The sequence below is a fragment of the Natronomonas salsuginis genome, from assembly GCF_005239135.1.
In the GTDB taxonomy this organism is placed as follows: domain Archaea; phylum Halobacteriota; class Halobacteria; order Halobacteriales; family Haloarculaceae; genus Natronomonas; species Natronomonas salsuginis.
This window is the reverse complement of sequence record NZ_QKNX01000006.1, coordinates 78,569-95,297: the sequence shown is the minus strand read 5'-3', so window position 1 is coordinate 95,297 and position 16,729 is coordinate 78,569. Positions and strand designations below refer to the sequence as shown.

The 16,729-nt window shown below is 66.9% G+C and carries 20 protein-coding genes, 1 tRNA gene and 1 pseudogene; 15 read left to right on the top strand and 7 right to left on the bottom strand.

All coding sequences use genetic code 11. From position 1 onward, the window contains the following. Positions 1–23: 23 nt before the first annotated feature. The 4 genes from DM868_RS13165 (at position 24) to DM868_RS13150 (ending at position 3,094) form a co-directional block, all read left to right on the top strand. Positions 24–1,097: a phytoene/squalene synthase family protein gene (locus tag DM868_RS13165; protein WP_137277298.1), complete on the top strand. Its 1,074-nt coding sequence runs from the start codon at positions 24–26 to the stop codon at positions 1,095–1,097. Positions 1,098–1,161: 64 nt separating this feature from the next. Next, positions 1,162–2,016: an MOSC domain-containing protein gene (locus DM868_RS13160; protein WP_170964519.1), complete on the top strand. Its 855-nt coding sequence runs from the start codon at positions 1,162–1,164 to the stop codon at positions 2,014–2,016. Between the two features lie 53 nt (positions 2,017–2,069). Next, positions 2,070–2,723 carry an HVO_2922 family protein gene (locus tag DM868_RS13155; RefSeq protein WP_137277296.1) on the top strand — a complete coding sequence of 218 codons (654 nt, stop codon included), beginning with the start codon at positions 2,070–2,072 and terminating at the stop codon, positions 2,721–2,723. A gap of 125 nt (positions 2,724–2,848) precedes the next feature. Then, positions 2,849–3,094 carry a hypothetical protein gene (locus tag DM868_RS13150; protein WP_137277295.1) on the top strand — a complete coding sequence of 82 codons (246 nt, stop codon included), beginning with the start codon at positions 2,849–2,851 and terminating at the stop codon, positions 3,092–3,094. A 579-nt stretch (positions 3,095–3,673) separates the two neighbouring features. Here the strand turns inward: DM868_RS13150 and DM868_RS13140 are convergent. Then, a tRNA-Arg gene (locus DM868_RS13140) sits at positions 3,674–3,777 on the bottom strand. A gap of 103 nt (positions 3,778–3,880) precedes the next feature. On the opposite strand from DM868_RS13140, the gene DM868_RS13135 reads away from it, so the two are divergent. The 4 genes from DM868_RS13135 (at position 3,881) to DM868_RS13120 (ending at position 6,693) form a co-directional block, all read left to right on the top strand. Beyond that, a complete protein-coding gene (locus tag DM868_RS13135; RefSeq protein ID WP_137277294.1) occupies positions 3,881–4,417 on the top strand; it encodes an AAA family ATPase in 537 nt (178 codons plus the stop codon). Then, positions 4,414–4,818, top strand: coding sequence for an RNA-binding domain-containing protein (locus tag DM868_RS13130; RefSeq protein WP_137277293.1), 405 nt, complete (start codon positions 4,414–4,416; stop codon positions 4,816–4,818). Before DM868_RS13135 ends, DM868_RS13130 begins: the two co-directional genes overlap by 4 nt. Before the next feature lie 54 nt (positions 4,819–4,872). Next, the gene (locus DM868_RS13125) at positions 4,873–6,027 is read left to right on the top strand and encodes an SPFH domain-containing protein (RefSeq protein WP_246049126.1); all 1,155 of its coding nucleotides are present in this window, start codon (positions 4,873–4,875) and stop codon (positions 6,025–6,027) included. Positions 6,028–6,093: 66 nt separating this feature from the next. Continuing rightward, the gene (locus DM868_RS13120; RefSeq protein WP_137277291.1) at positions 6,094–6,693 is read left to right on the top strand and encodes a winged helix-turn-helix transcriptional regulator; all 600 of its coding nucleotides are present in this window, start codon (positions 6,094–6,096) and stop codon (positions 6,691–6,693) included. Here DM868_RS13120 and DM868_RS13115 read toward each other — a convergent pair. The 3 genes from DM868_RS13115 to DM868_RS13105 form a co-directional block, all read right to left on the bottom strand. Further along, entirely contained in the window at positions 6,690–6,932 is a 243-nt protein-coding gene (locus tag DM868_RS13115) for a DUF7123 family protein (RefSeq protein WP_137277290.1), read from the bottom strand. The genes DM868_RS13120 and DM868_RS13115 overlap by 4 nt on opposite strands. Positions 6,933–7,172: 240 nt before the next feature. Beyond that, on the bottom strand, positions 7,173–7,565 hold the full coding sequence (locus DM868_RS13110) for a TRAM domain-containing protein (RefSeq protein ID WP_137277289.1): 393 nt from the start codon (positions 7,563–7,565) through the stop codon (positions 7,173–7,175). A 221-nt stretch (positions 7,566–7,786) separates the two neighbouring features. After that, a complete protein-coding gene (locus DM868_RS13105; protein ID WP_137277288.1) occupies positions 7,787–8,500 on the bottom strand; it encodes a YkgJ family cysteine cluster protein in 714 nt (237 codons plus the stop codon). Positions 8,501–8,640: 140 nt separating this feature from the next. Here DM868_RS13105 and DM868_RS13100 point away from each other — a divergent pair, with 140 nt between their 5' ends. The 4 genes from DM868_RS13100 to DM868_RS13085 all read left to right on the top strand — a co-directional run bounded on the left by DM868_RS13100 (position 8,641) and on the right by DM868_RS13085 (position 12,226). Further along, complete coding sequence (locus DM868_RS13100; protein WP_222845549.1) at positions 8,641–9,129, top strand: DUF4332 domain-containing protein; 489 nt, start codon at positions 8,641–8,643, stop codon at positions 9,127–9,129. Between the two features lie 81 nt (positions 9,130–9,210). After that, positions 9,211–10,728, top strand: coding sequence for an anthranilate synthase component I family protein (locus tag DM868_RS13095; RefSeq protein WP_137277286.1), 1,518 nt, complete (start codon positions 9,211–9,213; stop codon positions 10,726–10,728). Further along, positions 10,725–11,318 carry an anthranilate synthase component II gene (locus tag DM868_RS13090; RefSeq protein ID WP_137277285.1) on the top strand — a complete coding sequence of 198 codons (594 nt, stop codon included), beginning with the start codon at positions 10,725–10,727 and terminating at the stop codon, positions 11,316–11,318. Before DM868_RS13095 ends, DM868_RS13090 begins: the two co-directional genes overlap by 4 nt. A 2-nt stretch (positions 11,319–11,320) precedes the next feature. Next, positions 11,321–12,226 carry an aminotransferase class IV gene (locus tag DM868_RS13085; RefSeq protein WP_222845548.1) on the top strand — a complete coding sequence of 302 codons (906 nt, stop codon included), beginning with the start codon at positions 11,321–11,323 and terminating at the stop codon, positions 12,224–12,226. 18 nt (positions 12,227–12,244) lie between these two features. On the opposite strand, the gene DM868_RS13080 is transcribed toward DM868_RS13085, so the two are convergent. Both DM868_RS13080 and DM868_RS13075 read right to left on the bottom strand, forming a co-directional pair. Next, positions 12,245–12,727: a nuclear transport factor 2 family protein gene (locus tag DM868_RS13080; RefSeq protein WP_137277284.1), complete on the bottom strand. Its 483-nt coding sequence runs from the start codon at positions 12,725–12,727 to the stop codon at positions 12,245–12,247. 148 nt (positions 12,728–12,875) lie between these two features. Beyond that, positions 12,876–13,295, bottom strand: coding sequence for a Rieske (2Fe-2S) protein (locus tag DM868_RS13075; protein ID WP_137277283.1), 420 nt, complete (start codon positions 13,293–13,295; stop codon positions 12,876–12,878). A 430-nt stretch (positions 13,296–13,725) separates the two neighbouring features. Here DM868_RS13075 and DM868_RS15845 point away from each other — a divergent pair. Continuing rightward, positions 13,726–13,962 (top strand): annotated as a pseudogene (locus DM868_RS15845) (cyclophilin-like fold protein); the annotation flags it as partial. 142 nt (positions 13,963–14,104) lie between these two features. Here DM868_RS15845 and DM868_RS15575 read toward each other — a convergent pair. Beyond that, positions 14,105–14,827 carry an AMP-binding protein gene (locus DM868_RS15575; protein WP_137277282.1) on the bottom strand — a complete coding sequence of 241 codons (723 nt, stop codon included), beginning with the start codon at positions 14,825–14,827 and terminating at the stop codon, positions 14,105–14,107. 91 nt (positions 14,828–14,918) lie between these two features. On the opposite strand from DM868_RS15575, the gene DM868_RS13060 reads away from it, so the two are divergent. Both DM868_RS13060 and prs read left to right on the top strand, forming a co-directional pair. After that, positions 14,919–15,815 carry a polyprenyl synthetase family protein gene (locus DM868_RS13060; protein ID WP_137277281.1) on the top strand — a complete coding sequence of 299 codons (897 nt, stop codon included), beginning with the start codon at positions 14,919–14,921 and terminating at the stop codon, positions 15,813–15,815. A gap of 72 nt (positions 15,816–15,887) precedes the next feature. Continuing rightward, the gene (prs, locus tag DM868_RS13055; RefSeq protein ID WP_137277280.1) at positions 15,888–16,721 is read left to right on the top strand and encodes a ribose-phosphate diphosphokinase; all 834 of its coding nucleotides are present in this window, start codon (positions 15,888–15,890) and stop codon (positions 16,719–16,721) included. Positions 16,722–16,729: the final 8 nt, after the last annotated feature.

Genomic DNA, 16,729 nt, shown 5'->3' with positions numbered 1-16,729 from the left:
GACGACGATCCGAGCGAGCCCCAATGACGCGCGCGTCGTCACAGCCGTTGGAGCCACCGGATCCGGATTACGAATGGTGTCACGAGTCGGTCCAGCGCGTCTCGCGAACGTTTGCGCTGACCGTCGACGTGCTCGAGGAGCCGATGTCGAGCCACATCTGTCTCGGCTACCTGCTCTGTCGGGTCGCGGACACCATCGAGGACGCCGGACACATCAAGACGCGCCGCCAAGCCGCCCTCTTGTACCTGTACGAAGCGGCGCTCGATCCGGACTCGGAGACGACGATCGCCGAGTTCCGCGCAGCAGTCGACCCGTGGCTCCCGCCGGCGGGAGAGCGAAGCGCGGACTGGGACGTCGTCGCCGGGATACCGACGATCGCCGCAACGTTCGCGGAGCTGCCCGAGGACGTTCGAGAGGCCGTTCTCCCGCCGGTTCGGGAGATGATCGGCGGGATGGCGATGTTCGTCGAACGGTACGCCGACGAGGGCGGACTCCGGATCAGCGACCGCGACGAACTCGAGGAGTACTGCTACTACGCCGCCGGAACGGTCGGGGCGCTGATCACGAACCTGCTCACGCGCGAAGACGTTCCGGAGACGCGCGCCGAGACGATGCACGACACCGCCGAGACGTTCGGGCTGCTCCTCCAGTTGGTCAACGTCTCGAAGGACGTGTACGACGACTACAGCGAGGAGAACAACGTCTATCTGCCCGCGGAGTGGCTCGCCGCGGAAGGCGTTCCGCAGGACGCCGTCACCGACCCGAAACACCGGGCCGGATCGGCGCGAGTCGTCTCCCGAACGGCCGATCTCGCCCGTTCGTGTCTCGACGAGGCGCAGGCGTATCTGGAGGCGATGCCGCTGCACGGGGGGAACACCCTCTCAGCGTGGCTCGTCCCATACGTGCTGGCCGTCGGCACGCTGCGCGAACTCGAAGAGCGACCCGAGGACGCGCTGACCCAAGCGGACGTGAAGGTCTCGCGGTTGGAGGTGTTCGCGGTGCTCGAAGCCGCCTCCACCGCCAGCCGGGAGACGGTCGCCGATCTCCGAGAGACCATCGCTCACGGGCCGTTCCACCGCGTCAGCGGCGGGGACTGAGCGGAGCGTCGAACGCGACGGTCGCACGAACGTATATATGCCGGCTTCGCGAATGTCGCCGAACATGGCCACAATTTCGAACATCTCGGTGTACCCGATCAAGGGGCTTCGACCCGAGGAACCCGACGCGGTCGAGGTCGCGGAGTCCGGTTCCCTTCGCTACGACCGCAAGTACGCGCTGTTCAGCGAGGACGACGAGTACGTCAACGGGCGGCGGAACCCCGAGATCCAGCGGGTTCGATCGTCGTTCGACCTCGAGGAGGGAGCCGTCACGCTGTGGACGGACGCGGACGACGACAGGGCTCGGTTCGTTCTCGACGACGAGACCGAACGGGTCGAAGCGTGGTTCAGCGACTTCTTCGACGAGCCGGTCAGACTGGAGAAGGCGAACACGAACTACACCGACAACGCCGGTGCGCTGTCGCGGAAGATGATCACCACCACGGGGCCGTCAATCGTGAGCAAAGCGACGCTCGAAACGGTCGCGTCGTGGTTCCCGGACCTGATCGACGGGCCCGAGGAGATGCGACGACGCGCGCGGCCGAACATCGTCGTCGACGGCGTCGAGCCGTTCTGGGAGGACCGCCTCTACGCGGACGAGGACCACCTCGTCACCTTCGAGATCGGCGACGTGTCGATGCAGGGGCTCCGCCCGCTGCCGCGCTGTTCGGTCCCCGCACAGAACCCCGACAGTGGCGAACTGCTGAAGACGTTCGTCAAGGAGTTCACGCGGAAACGCAAGGAGACGTTCCCCCCGTGGGGCGATCCGACGCTGCTGGGCGCCCACGACGAGTTGGACGCCGGCGACTACTACCTCGCGGTCGTGACGCGTATCCCGACCTCGGAGTGGGGCAAGCGCATCTCGGTCGGCGATTCGGTCGCGATCGAGGGCGAAAAATCGCTCATCACGGCGCTGTAAACGCACTTTCGCCGGGAGTACCACTATATGGCTCCCGAACGATGATGCACCGTATGCCCGACGAGGAGACCGTCCACGAGGCAGAGACGAAGCGGAGCCGACGGGGGATCGCGACGTACCTCCGGCGGCTGGCGAACGCGCTCAGCCGCGGCGAGCCCGTGCCGGCCGACGAGGAGCAGACGGTGACCGTGACGCCGCCGGCCGACCCCACCATGGAGGTCGAAGTCGAGCGCGAGGGCGATCAAGTCACCCTCGAACTCGAACTGGCGTGGACGGAGGGCGAGGACGACATCGACCTCGACGCCGACGCCAGCAAGGCGACGTTCGAGTTATTCGAGGACGCCGCGGAGAAATACCGCTGGCGACTCGTCCACGACAACGGCAACATCATCGCCGACTCGGGCGAGGGGTACGCCTCCGCACAGAAGGCCGAACAGGGACTCGACAGCGTCAAGGCGAACGCCCCCGGCGCGTACGTCGTCGATACGTCGAAAGAGGACGACGGCGTCGTCTCGGAGGGCGGCAGCGACGCCACGTTCGAACTGTTCGAGGATTCGGGCGGGAAGTGGCGGTGGCGGTTGGTCCACGACAACGGTAACATCGTCGCCGACAGCGGGCAGGGCTACGCCTCGAAGCAGAAGGCGAAACAGGGGATGCGGAGCGTGCAGTCGAACGTTCGGGGAGCAGGGGTCGAGCGGGTGGAGTAGGCAGTCTCACGAGCACGGTGAGGGCTGACGTTCTCGAAATAGCGACTCCGATATTGTCGTATGGAAGCCGACCGCCGAAGACGTTTCCTTGTAAGCGTTGTAAGGATTGACAGGAACCAAGACACATGTCCAACGCCAGCAAGCGAATCCCGGTCACAGAGGAACGGTGGAAGGAACTGAACGAACTGAAAGGGGCAGGCGAGACGTACGACGACCTGCTCGCGGAGTTGATCCGAGAACACCAGCGGCGACAGCTCGCCGAGCGAGTCAAAGAGGTCCGGGAGGCGGACAGCGAGGAACTGACATCGCTCGATGAGTTATCAGGTCCTCCTCGCGGAGGCGGCCCGCAAGTACGTCGCCGCACTGGATGAAAAGAGCAGACGATCGTGAAGGATGACCTTCGGAAGTTATCAGACGACTCGTATCCGAGGCCGGGGTCCGGATCCGGTGACAAACAAAAGCTGGTCGTCGACGGCGAAGGATTATACCCGATACATATCGGTCGGACCCACACCGCGTTCTACGACGTTCTCGGAGCCGATGCGGAGGTCCGTATGATCGAGATTCTGGACATCGACGAAGCGCACAAACGCTACGGGTTCGACTGAACGAGTGGGCGGCTCCCGTCGCTCCGCTCTTTCGAGCCCAGCATTACCACGAGCACGGTGGGATTCGAACTGCGGTCGCTCCCGTTCGCTTGCGGCGCTTGGCTCTGAAGAGAGCATCCGCGCGAGCGAAGCGAACGCAGTTCTCCGGACGTGACCGGAGGGAGCGTCCGGCAGTTGTTCCCCCAAATTTTTTAATAGGAGTGGTTCGCCGGAGACGAACCCGACGAAGTAAAAAGGGGGAGCGAGCACGGTGGGATTCGAACCCGATGCCAGACCTCGCTTCGCTCGGTCTGCCGTGATTCGAATCCCGGCGCTCGCGCTGCTCACTGTCGTTCGCAGCAGCGAGCACGGTGGGATTCGAACCCACGACCATCGGATATCCCCCCACACCGGAACACCGGCGCGGTTAGAAGTCCGACGCTCTGTCCTAGCTGAGCTACGTGCCCTCGGATGCGGATAGTCGTGGCCCCCTCAAAAACGACACGGGTTTGCCCCCGCTTCGAACGCACAACAAAGCCTTCAAACGCGCGCTCGTCGTATCGCCGCTGAATGCGAGTCATCGCAACCGTCGGGCTGGCGGGCAGCGGCAAAGGGGAGTTCGCCGCCGTCGCCGAGCGCGCCGACGTGCCGGTCGTGACGATGGGCGACGTGATCCGCGCCGAGTGCCGCGATCGCGGGCTGGACCCGGCCAACCACCACGGCGAGGTCGCGAGCGCGCTGCGCGAGGAGAACGGCCCCACCGCGATCGCCGAGGCCTCGCTGCCGCACATCGAGGCGGCGCTGGAGAAGAGCGACACCGTGGTCGTCGACGGGATCCGGTCCGACGCCGAGGTCGACGTCTTCGAGGAGCGCTTCGGCGAGGCGTTCACGCTCGTCGGCGTCGAGGCGCCGTTCGAACTCCGAAAGGCGCGGATCACCGAGCGCGGCCGCGACAACGTCGAGGGCGGCGAATCGCTCGCGGCCCGCGACGAGCGCGAACTTGGCTTCGGGCTGGGCGCGGCGCTGGAGCGCGCCGACGTGACGATCGAGAACACCGGGACGCTGGCGGCGTTCCGCGAACGCGTTCGGGAGGTGCTCGAGGCGTGATCTACAGCGTCGACGTGCAGATCACCGCGCCGGTCAACGACACCGAGGTCACCGATCGGGTCGCCGACGCGATCTCGAACCTCTTTCCGGAGGCGGAGATCGAGACGCATCCGGGCGAGCTGCTGGCGACGTCTCACTCGATGGATCGCTTTTCGGAACGTCTCCACGAGCAGGCGATCCTCGACACCGCCCGCGGGGCCTTCTTTTCGGGCCAGGACGGCGACACGTTCAGTTTCGACCTGAAAAAGCAGGCGGCGTTCCGCGGCGTCGTCAACTTCGCCGTCGGCGGTGGGAGCGAGCTGGGCGAGATCCACGTCCGGGTTCGGGTGAACGATCCCGACGTGGAGTCGTTCATCGACCACATCGCGCCGGAGACGAAAGACGGCCGCCCGATCGAGTAGCGGCGCAAATCGCCCGGCCGAACGCTTATGCACGCGTCGCCCCAAATTGGTGGTATGTTCGCTCCGCTCCAGTTGGGTGGAACGGTATTCCCACTCGTTGCCCTCCTCCTGCTCGCGATCGCGATCGTCGCGGTGTACCAGGCCGTCGAGATCGTCAACGCGTACGAGAAGCGCGCGCTGACGGTGTTCGGCGAGTATCGAAAGTTGCTCGAGCCCGGGATCAACTTCATCCCGCCGTTCGTTTCGCGGACGTACACCTTCGACATGCGGACGCAGACGCTCGACGTGCCCCGGCAGGAGGCGATTACTCGCGACAACTCGCCGGTGACCGCCGACGCCGTCGTCTACATCAAGGTCATGGACGCCCGAAAGGCGTTCTTGGAGGTCGACGACTACAAGAAGGCCGTCTCGAACCTCGCACAGACCACGCTTCGCGCCGTTCTGGGCGACATGGAACTCGACGACACGCTGAACAAGCGCCAGGAGATCAACGCGAAGATCCGAAAGGAGCTCGACGAACCCACCGACGAGTGGGGGATCAGAGTCGAGAGCGTCGAGGTCCGAGAGGTCAACCCCTCGAAGGACGTCCAGCAGGCGATGGAACAGCAGACCTCCGCCGAACGGAAGCGCCGTGCGATGATCCTCGAAGCGCAGGGTGAACGCCGCTCCGCCGTCGAGAAGGCCGAGGGTGACAAGCAGTCCAACATTATCCGCGCGCAGGGTGAAAAGCAGAGCCAGATCCTCGAGGCGCAGGGTGATGCGATCTCGACGGTCCTCCGAGCGAAATCCGCCGAGTCGATGGGTGAGCGCGCCATCATCGAACGCGGCATGGAAACGCTCGAAGCCATCGGCCAGGGCGAGTCGACCACGTTCGTCCTCCCCCAGGAACTCACCTCCCTCGTCGGCCGCTACGGCAAACACCTCACCGGCGGTGACGTGACGAGCGACGGCCAACTGCTCGAGGGGCTCGACTTCGACGCGGAGACCCGCGAGATGCTCGGCTTGGACGATATCGAGGAGATCCTTGGCCAGATCGATCAGGAGGCCGAGATGGACGTCGAGTCGATGGAGGCCGAGGCCGAGGCGATTAAGACCGGCGCGGACCCCGCGAAGATCAAGGACCCCGACGAGGTCATCGCGGAGATGGACGGGGAGTTGGAGACCGAAGCGGCCGGCGACGGCGACGACCTCGAAACCGAGACGAACTGACCGTCACGCGACCCGACGGTTCGCCGTCCCGAAGCTGTTTTATCACGCTCGCACCTACCATCCGCAATGACCGACGGGGGTGTCGACGAGGGAAAGCGGGCGACGCTGAAGCGCTTCGCTGCCTTGGGGGCGGCGACGCCGCTCGTCAGGCTCTCCGACGACGACGCGAGTGAGGTCCGGGAGGCGATCGTCGGCTACCTCGCGGCGACCCCCGGCGCGCACTTCTCGAAGCTCCGTGACGACCTCAAGTTGGGGACGGGCGAGACCCAACACCACCTCCGGCGGCTCGAGCGCAACGGCGCGATCGAGCACCGAAAGGACGGCGAGTACAAGCGCTACTTCCCCGCCGGGCGGTTCTCCGCGTTCGAACAGCGGGCGCTCGGCTACCTCCGTCGGGAGACGCCGCGGCGGATGCTCGTGGCGCTGCTCCGTGATCCCGAGGCAACGGGCAGCGAGATTGCGGCGGCGGCGGACGTGTCTCGATCGACGGTCTCGAAGTACGCGGCGAAACTCGAGTCCGCGGGCTTGCTCTCCCGGACGAGCGGCTACAGCGTCGAACGGCCTGAGGCGCTGCTCGTCCTCGTCGTACGGTACGCTGACTCGTTCGGGCCCGAGGCGGTCGAGCTCGCTGACGCGGCCGACGAGTTCGTCCGCTACGCCCCCTAGACGCTGACCTTCCAGGTCGTCCCCGAGGAGTAGCCCCACTTTTCGACGTCGACGTCGAGCGCTCCGTCGCGGATAGCGCTCATGTTCGCGCCAACCTCCTTGGCCGACAGCCCGAGCTCCTCGCCGATGAGCCGGGACTTGAAGTACGTCTTGGTCCGGCCCTCGCGCCGCAGATACGTCAGGATCTGCCGCTGTTTGTCCGTGAGTTCGGTCGCCGCTGCCGGTGCGGTCGCGCTCATACCACACCCAACGGTAGGGATGATAAAAGGCGGTTTGGTACAGTCGGCCAACACGCCGCATTCATGCGCTTTTGTGGTTCTATCGGGGGCAGCGACCGGACAGAAGAACGTCGGTTGGTACGGATCGAAAACGAGAAGACGAATCGCGGTTATGGGTCGGTGGACTCGTCGGAATATGTAAATTAATTCGCGCAGTACGAGACGCATCGTCCGGTCGAAATCGATCGCCGACCGTCGTCGCTACTCGATGATCTCGCCGACCGCGAAGTTGGACTTGACTTCCGAGACTTCGATCTTGACGCGCTCGCCGACCTCCGCGCCGGGGACGATGATGACGTACCCGCGCTCGACGCGCGCGATGCCGTCGCCCTGCTTGCCGAGATCCTCGATCTCGACGTAGCGGATCTCCCCGGCCTCGACGGGCGGTTGTGGTTCGTCCGAGGGGGCCTCGGAGACCTCCGCGTCCGACGAGGCGACCTCGCCATCGCCCGAAATGAGCGCGACGCGGTAGGTCTCGCCGGCACCGACGGAACCGGTCTCGATCTCGCGTTTGGGTACCTCGACGACGAAGCGGTCATCGGTTTCTTCGATCTCCGCGCTAAACAGACACAGGAGCTTCTCAGAGATTTCCATAGAGCTTCTGTTTCGACATGTCGGCCCCGCGTATAGAAGCTATCGGCTGGGTCGAACGTGACTGTCGGGCGCGCGCCGGGAGCGACGGGTGAAGCGGCCGTTCGACCCGTTCGCTTCGGTGACATTTATATACACTCCGTTCCGCGTGCCGCAGTTATTTATATATCCCATGCTCCGTCTTCTCCGTTTATTATGAACTCGGGACGTTCGAGCCGCGAACGTCACGACGACCCGTCGAGCGGCGTGCCGTCCGGGCGCTTTTGACCCTCCGAATCGTGGACGACGACGCCGGGCGCGTCCGTGGGTTCGTAGTTGTCCCGGACACGGATGGCCTCCTCGAGTTCCCGAACGGCCCGTTCTTTGAGCGCGTGCGCCAGTTCCTCCGCCTCCTCGCGGGTGATGTCGCGTCCGAGCCCCTCGCACTCGTGGGCGCGAACCGCGCCCGCCCGCTCGACGACGCCGCCCATCGGCTCCGTAGTCCCGAGACCGCCGGCGTCGGGGGTGGCGACGGAAAACGGGTACGTCCGGCAGACGAGCGGTCGGTCCTCGTGAACCGTACACGCGCCGGTGCCGTCGTCTGACTCGGTGTAAAACGTGCAGTCGCCGCAGTCGTCGGTCTGGATCGCCCACTCGAACGTTTCGCCCGCGAGATCGCCGTCGTCGGTTTCGGCGAGCCCGTACGGCATCGGGCGGGCGACGTCGCGCCAGTCGTACTCGCGGTCGCGGGCCGCCTCGGACGCCCGTAACTGGCGGACTTCGTCGGGGAACACCGTGGCGGTGTGCGGCTCGCGGTCGCCGTCACCGTCGACCGGATCGGCGGCCTTACAGCAGGCACCACACCGGGTGCACTCGAAGCCGATCGACTCGATGGCGTCGGCGAGGTCCGCGACCGAGAGCGCGCGCGCCCGGTCGAGTTCGACTTCGAGGGAGTCCATACCCGTCCGTTCGGACGCTCGTTTATAAGCGATGCGTTCGGGACAGTGGGTCGCGTCGGTGGGGCTGTGCGACCGCGGAGCGTATGATGCACGTCGCGGCGGTGGTTGTTTTTAAGTACACCCCCGTGCATCGAAGACGTATGGGCGTTTTCGACATTATCCGAGCGATGCTCGGCCTCAGCGGCTCCGACGAGTCGGAGGGGACGAACGTCGCCGTGGCGCGTGAACGAGAGGAGGACGAGGAGACGACGGAGGCCGACGAAGCCGCCGCGGGGACGGACGCGCCGGCCGCCGAATCTGCCGAGTCGGACGCGTCGGTCGACGAAGACGGACTCGAAACCGAAGCGGGCGGAGACGAAGAAGACGAGGAATCGACGGACACGGACGAGGCCGACGCTGCCGACGAAGCTGACGACGGCGAAACGGACGACGCGGCCGACGACGGCGAAACGGACGCCGACCCCGTCGACACGGTCAGCGGGATCGGCCCGGCGTACGCCGAGCGGCTGGCCGCCGCGGGCGTCGAGACGGTCGCCGACCTCCTCGACGCGGACGCCGACGCGGTCGCCGACGCGACGGAGATCTCCGCAAAGCGGATCACCCGCTGGCAGGAGAGCGCGACGGAGTGAGCGACTGAGCCCCGACTCGGAGCCCCCGGAGAACCGCCCGGACCGCAAAACCGTTATTCTTCGGTCCCCCTCAGTAGGGCAATGCGAGTGATCACCGACCGGGAGTCGTTCCGTGCCGTGGCCGCCGAGGCGGCCGAAACGGCGCGGATGCCGGTCGAACTTCGAACCCGGGTCTCCGACCCCTTCGAGGCGTATCGCCGCGCCCGGCGCGGCGACGGCGGCGACGTCTTCTTGGAGACGAGCGGCGGTCAGTCCGGCTGGGGCTACTTCGCGACCGATCCGATCGAACGCGTCACGGTGTCGTCGGACGCGGTCGCACTCGATGACGAGAGCGGCGCGGAACGCGGCCGGCACGCGAGTTCGCCGTCGCTCGCGACGCTCGACGCCGCGTTGCGCGCCGAGAACCTCGCGCGCGGCGACTGCGAGACGCCGTATCCGTGTGGGTTGGTCGGCTGGCTCTCCTACGACGTCGCGCGGGAGCTCGAAGCGATTCCGGAGGAGACCGACGACGACCGCGGTCTTGCCCACCTGCAGCTCGCGAAGTACGACCGGATCGCCGCCTGGAGGGAGCCCCGCGGCAACGAGGTCGAACTGCGAATCACGGCCTGTCCGCGACTCGACGAGCACGAATCGGTCGATGCGGCCTACGACTGGGCGCTCGGGCGCGCCCGCGACCTCCTCGCCAGGATCGTCGCCGGGGACCGCTCCGCCGGGCGCGCGCCTGCCGAGGGCGAGCGGGCCGCCTTCGAGAGCGGCTGCGGACGGGCGGCGTTCGCGGACCGAGTTCGGGCGATCAAAGCATCGATCCGCGACGGGGACACGTTCCAGGCGAACGTCTCCCAGCGGCTGTCGGCCCCGGCGGCCGTCCACCCCGTCGAGGCCTACGCCGCCCTGCGCCGCGTCAATCCGGCACCCTACTCCGCCCTCCTCGAGTTCCGGGGCATCGATCTGGTGAGCGCGAGCCCCGAGCTCCTCCTCGACGTCGAGGGCGATCGACTCCTGACCGAACCGATCGCGGGCACCCGCCCGCGCGGGGAGACGCCCGAGGCGGACCGGGCGCTGGAAGCCGAACTGCTGGCCGACGACAAAGAGCGCGCCGAGCACGCGATGATGGTCGATCTCGAACGAAACGACCTCGGGAAGGTGAGCGAGTACGGCAGCGTCGACGTCGCGGAGTACCGCCGGGTCGACCGCTACTCGGAGGTGATGCACCTCGTCAGCCTCGTCGAGGGGCGATTGCGCCCGGAGCGCTCGGTCGCGGACGCCGTCGGCGCGATGTTCCCCGGCGGGACGATCACGGGCGCGCCGAAGCCGAAGACGATGGCGATCATCGACGACGTCGAACGGACGCGACGCGGCCCCTACACCGGCAGCATCGGCATCTTCGGGTTCGACGACCGGGCGACGCTGAACATCGTCATCCGGACGCTCGTCCGAGACGGCGATCGCTACGACCTCCGAGTCGGGGCGGGGATCGTCCACGATTCGGACCCCGACGTCGAGTACGAGGAGACGCTCGCGAAGGGCCGGGCGCTCGTCAACGCGATCGACGCCGCGCTCGAAGACCGGGCGACGTTCACGCTGGAGGCGGCGCGATGACCCGGCCAACAGTACTCGTCGTCGATAACTACGACTCGTTCGTCTACAACCTCGTCCAGTACGTCGGCACGCACGCCGAGGTGGTTGTCCGGCGCAACGACGCGATCTCCGTCGAGGGAATCGAGCGACTCGATCCCGACGGGATCGTCGTCTCGCCCGGCCCCGGAACCCCCGCTGAGGCGGGCGTCTCGACCGCGATCTTCGAGTCGCTGTCGTACCCGACGCTCGGCGTCTGTCTCGGCCACCAGGCGCTGTGTGCGGCCCACGGCGTCTCCGTTGGGTACGCACCGGAGGTCGTCCACGGGAAACCCTCGACGATTACCCACGACGGAGCGGGCGTCTTCGAGGGGCTCCCCGAGCGCTTCGACGTGGGCCGGTATCACTCGCTGGCCGCCGAAACCGGGGCGCTGCCGCCGGAACTGGTCGAGACAGCGAGAACCGAGGCCGGGACCGAAGACGAGCGCGCCGTTCTCATGGGCGTCCGCCACCGCGAGAAACCCCACGAGGGCGTCCAGTTCCACCCCGAGAGCATCCTCACGGACGTGGGCGAGCGGATGATCGAGACGTTCTGTCGGCGTTGTCGGACCTGATGATGTCGCTTTTGTACCACCTGAACGGCGAGTTGGTCGAGCGCGCGCAGGCGACCGTTCACGTCGACGACCGCGGCTTTCGGTACGGCGACGCCGCCTTCGAGACCTGCCGCGCCTACGGCGCGAGGGTGTTCGAGTGGAACCGACACCGCGACCGGCTCGAGGCGACCTGCGAGACGCTCGGGATGGCCGAGGCGGTCCCCGACGACCTCGAATCCCGCGTCGAGGCGACGCTCTCGGCGAACGAGCTCGAAGAAGCCTACGTCCGCGTGTCGGTCAGCCGGGGCGTCCAGCCCGGGAAACTGACGCCCGCCGCTGAGGTCGATCCGACAGTCGCCGTCTACGTCAGACCGCTGTGCCGAGGCGGCGTCGGCGGCGAGCCGATCTGGGATGGCCCCGCGACCGTCGAAACCGTCGAGACGCGTCGGATACCCGACGCCGCCGTCCCCGTCGACGCGAAGACACACAACTACCTCAACGGCATCCTCGCGCGGCTGGAGCTGCGAGAGTCGGACGCCGACGAGGCGATCATGCGCGACACCGACGGCTTCCTCGCGGAGGGCGCGACGAGCAACGTGTTCTTCGTCGACGACGGGACGCTGCGGACGCCCGCGACGGGGACGATCCTGCCGGGCATCACCCGCGAACGCGTCGTCGAACTGGCCGCCTCGGTCGGCATTCCGGTCGAGATGGGGCGATACGAGCCGGCGGCCCTGCGGGACGCCGACGAGGCGTTCTGTACGAACACGACCTGGGAGTTGCGCCCGATCGCCCGAATCGACGGCAAGCCGGTCGGTCGCGGCGACGCGACGGCGGGCGATGGCGACGGAACGGCGGGCGGCGGACCGATCACGGAGCGCCTGCGGGCGGCCTACGACGAGCTGGTCGAACGGCGCTGCTACGATTGATCTGACAGGACGAGGACGCTATCGGGGGGCGCCGTACTCGATGATCTCGCCGTAGCGCTCGTCCTCGACGACCTCGTACTCGGAGCGCTGTCTGGCGAGGATGGTGTGCGACATCGACGAGAACAGCCACTCGCCGTCGACCTTCTCGTACTCGTCGAAGTAGCGGCCCTGCCGCCAGCCGGCGGTGCCGTCGGCGAGCGCGTAGTGGATTTCGAGGTACCACTCGGCGCTCGCGGTGTCGCCGTCGACGTCGATCGTCGGGTGGTGCATCACGTGCGCCGTGTACTCGAAGGCATCCGCGAGCGTCGTCTCGATGAACGCCGCGATCTCCGCGTGGCCCTCGTGGGTCCCCCAGCCCTCGAGGGCGTACGTCGCGTCCTCGGTGAACAGCTCGACCACGCTATCGAACTCGTCGTCGTCGAGTCGGCGGGCGTACTCGTATTTCAGCCGCTCGATCTCGCCTCTGTCTTCGAGCGCTCGCACCCTGTCTTCGAGGTCCATGCGTGGGGGGCACGCAGGTCGGTCTTAAGGGTTGCGGCGAGAGGTCTTGCTATTGTCGCACACAGTCCCTGTATCGCGGGACGACGGTAGGAGAACCATCGATCACCGAGGGCGCTCGAACACCACGTCGGTGGACGGCGCACGCCGCTCAGAACTTGTAGTTCGATTTCGATTCCAGATCCGCGTCGTCGGCCTCGATCGGCCCCTCGCGGACGAACTCGTAGTCGTCGTCGACAAGATATACGTCACCGTCCTCGACCTCGATCTCGACTTCGTTCAGGTACGCGCCCTCGCAGGGGCCGAAGTTGCAGAAACCGGTGTCCGATTCGAAGTACGCGCCGTGGTTCTCGCAGATGAGCTCGCCGTTGCGCATCTCCGCGCCGGTTCCCTTGTCGATCTTGATGTGGGTGTAGTGTTGGCAGTAGTTGAACCAGGCGTGGAGGTCGTCGTCGGTTCGGACGAGAATGCCCTCGCGTTTCTCCCCCGAATCGATCTCCCGGAGCGTGAACACGAGCGTCGTTTCGGCCGGCACATCGTTCGTCGCGGCAATCCGTCGCGCGGTAGCCATCGCCCGTCCGTAGCGGCGGGGGCTACAAACCCTTTCTGACAGCGGACGAGGACGGCGCGTGCGACGATGCGTTGGGGCAGGAAGGTATATATCGGTCGTGTAAACTACTCCACCCTACTCGCTCACGGCTGACGCCGTTCGCTCCTTGAGGGTGGGGCTTTGATGTGGACGCCCGGCAATCAGGCACCGGCAATAGCGAGTTTCACGTTAGCAGTTCGACGCACGCCCATACATCAGAGAGTACCCGACGGTACTCATACGTTTGGGAGTCGGTCGGTCGGAGTATGCCGGTTGTGTCGTACCATGTCGGGTTCCTCTCCGACCTACTCGCTCTCTTCGCTACGCTTCGGTCGCTCCTTGAGGCCGGAGGCTCCACCTCGAATTATGCCGAAAACGTCGCTACGAACCCACGAACGAGTTCCGTGTCACCGTCGACGGCGAGGAACTGCCCGCCGAGTGGACCGAGGAGAACCCGGAGACGTGCGCCGCCGTCGCCGACGCGTTGCCGATCGAGGGGCGCGCGTCCCGCTGGGGCGCGGAGCTATACGTCAGAATCGACGTCGACGCGCCCGCGGAGTCGACGCGGTCGGAGGTCGAGCCCGGCGCGCTCGCCTACTGGCCACAGGGGAACGCGATCTGCCTGTTTTGGGAGCCGACGCCAGCAAGCCCGGGCGACAAACCGATCGAGAGCTATTATGATAGCACCTGTGCTTTTGTGCTACAATCCCCAATGCAAACCCGCGAGAGGCCCAAAACGCGGCAATCTCGGGTTCCCGATGGCGCTTCAGGTGTGGGATGCACCACTCTACTCACTTCGAACCGAGACTATCCGGCGACGACGCCAGCGCGACGGCGTCACCCCCCGCGTCGCCGCCGACGACGAACTCGCCGGGAGCCGCCGGACCGATTGCGACGGTTGCGCCGGCCACGATCGGCGCGACGAGCCCCGCGACGACGACGGACGGGTCCGCGAACGAACTGCGAACGGCGACGGCGCTCTCGGCGTCGAGGCCGTTCCGCTCGACGATCGACCGAGCCGACCGCAGGACCTCGCGGTGGGAGTACGTCTCGTCGGCGGTCCGAAGCAACGGATCATCCGGATCGACGCGGTCGGGCGGTTCGGTCGGGTTCTCGCTCCAGACGTCGCGCTCGAAGTACGAGACGTCCGGGGTAGCCGGGGGATCGCCGTAGACGACCCGTTTCGTGGCCGGGCCGGCGTCGTACTCGTCGAGCGAGGCCGTCGGCACGACTAGCGCGCGCGTGTCGTCGCCGACGGGTGACGGCGGCCCGAACCGCACGGTCGCGCCGAGGGCGGCCGCCCCAAAGAGCGTCAACACCGGCTCCGGGATCGGGTCGTCGGCGATCGCGACGGTGACGCCGCCTCGAACGCCGAGCAGCCGCAGAAAGTTGCCCGTCTTCCACGCACTCGTACAGAAGCGACGGTAGTCGTACGCTCGCCCGACGGCCGGTGCCGACAGCGCGGTCGCGTCCGATCGCCGATCGCGGGCGATCGCATCGCCGAGAACCTCCATGCCCGCGTTACGTCGTCCGGCGATTTATACCCACGCGATCCGCGTCCGCCGTATTCGTCACGTACTTCCGAACACCGACCCTACGAAGAGTATGGAGTATCTCGAGCGCCGTCGGGCGCTTGTCGGGTCGCGGCTGACCGCCGTGCTCGACGCCACCGGGCCGGAGGCAATGTGCGACCGGCTGAAGCACGTCTCGCTGTCGGGTGGCAAACGCGTCCGACCGATGGTGACGCTGCTCGCCTTCGAAGCCGCGGGCGGTCGACTCGTCGACGAGTCCGGATCGCTCGTCGGCGACGACGGCGACGGGTCGACGCCGGCCGCCGAGGCGCTCGAGTTTGCCGTCGGGATCGAATTGGTACACAACGCTTCGCTCGTCGTCGACGACATCATCGACGAGTCGGCGCTCAGACGCGGCGTCGACAGCGCCTGGACGGCGTTCGGACACGGTCCGGCGATCGCAGTGAGCGACGGGTTGCTCGGCGAGGCATTCTCGCTGTTCGGCAGCGACGACCGGGCGATGCGAGCGGTCGCCGAGGCGATGGTCGAACTAGGTGAGGGCGAGGCGACCGAACTCGTCGCACAGCCGGCGACCGAGGAGGAGTACATGGAACTGGCCCGCCGGAAGACCGGGGCGCTGTTCCGGGCCGCCGCCGAACTTGGCGCGATCGCCGCAAACGCCGATACCTACACCGTCGAGTCGTTCGGCGGGTACGCCGAACGCGTCGGGATCGCCTTTCAGATCCGCGACGACGTGCTCGACGCGACGGCCGACGCCGACGCCCTCGGAAAGCCGGCGGGCCGGGACGAAGCGATGGAACGACCCTCGCTGGTCCAGATCACGGATCTGACGCCGGAGGAGATCAACGACCGCGCTCGCGAGGAGTCCGAGGCCGCCCTCTCAGCGCTGTCGGCGGCCGACCCCGGTGAGTCGCCCGCGGTCGAGTATCTGCGTGACCTCGCGGAGTTCGTCGTCGTCCGCGAGCGCTAAGTTGGTTCGATCGGAGGCTCGCTCGAACCCCGAACGAAAACGCGTTTACCCCCGGGACTCACAGATCCGCCCATGATAGTACCGGGGTCCGCATCACAGGAGGTCGCGGCCGAACTCGCGGCCGAACTCGACGAACCGCTCGCGTCCGTCGAGTACGAATGGTTCGCCGACGGGGAGACGCTGGTCCGCGTTCCGGAGACCGACGACCGGGCGGTCGTGGTCGCCTCGACGGTCTCCTCGGACGCGCACGTCGAGTTGCTGCAGTTACAGGACGCCGCCCGACAGCGAGCCGACGAGGTGGTCACCGTCCTGCCGTACATGGGCTACGGCAGACAGGACGAGGCGTTCGCCCCCGGTCAACCGGTCTCCGCGCGGGCGATGGCGCGGGCGATCTCCACCGGAACCGATCGGGTCGTGACCGTCAATCCCCACGAGGAGGCGGTTACGGGCTTTTTCGACGTCCCGTGTTCGTCCGTCGACGCCGCCGGTCGGCTGGCGGCCCCCCTCCCAGAGCTTTCGGATCCCCTGTTCGTGTCCCCCGACTCCGGCGCGATCGAGCTCGCCGAGGCGATCCGCGACGCCTACGGCGGCGGCGAGGCTGACTACTTCGAGAAAGTCCGGCACTCCGACACGGCGGTCGAGATCAAGCCGAGCGACGCGTCGACGACGGGCCGCGACGTGGTGTTGATCGACGACATCATCGCGACCGGCTCGACGATGAGCACGGCGATCGCCCAGCTTTCGGGGCCGGATCGCGTCTTCGTCACCTGCGTCCATCCGATGCTCGCCGCGAACGCCCGAACCAAGCTGGCGAACGCCGGCGTCGACGCGGTGTACGGCACGGACACGATCGAGCGCGCGGTCTCGTCGGTCAGCGTGGCGCCGGCGATCGCCGACGCGTTGTAGCCCGGCGG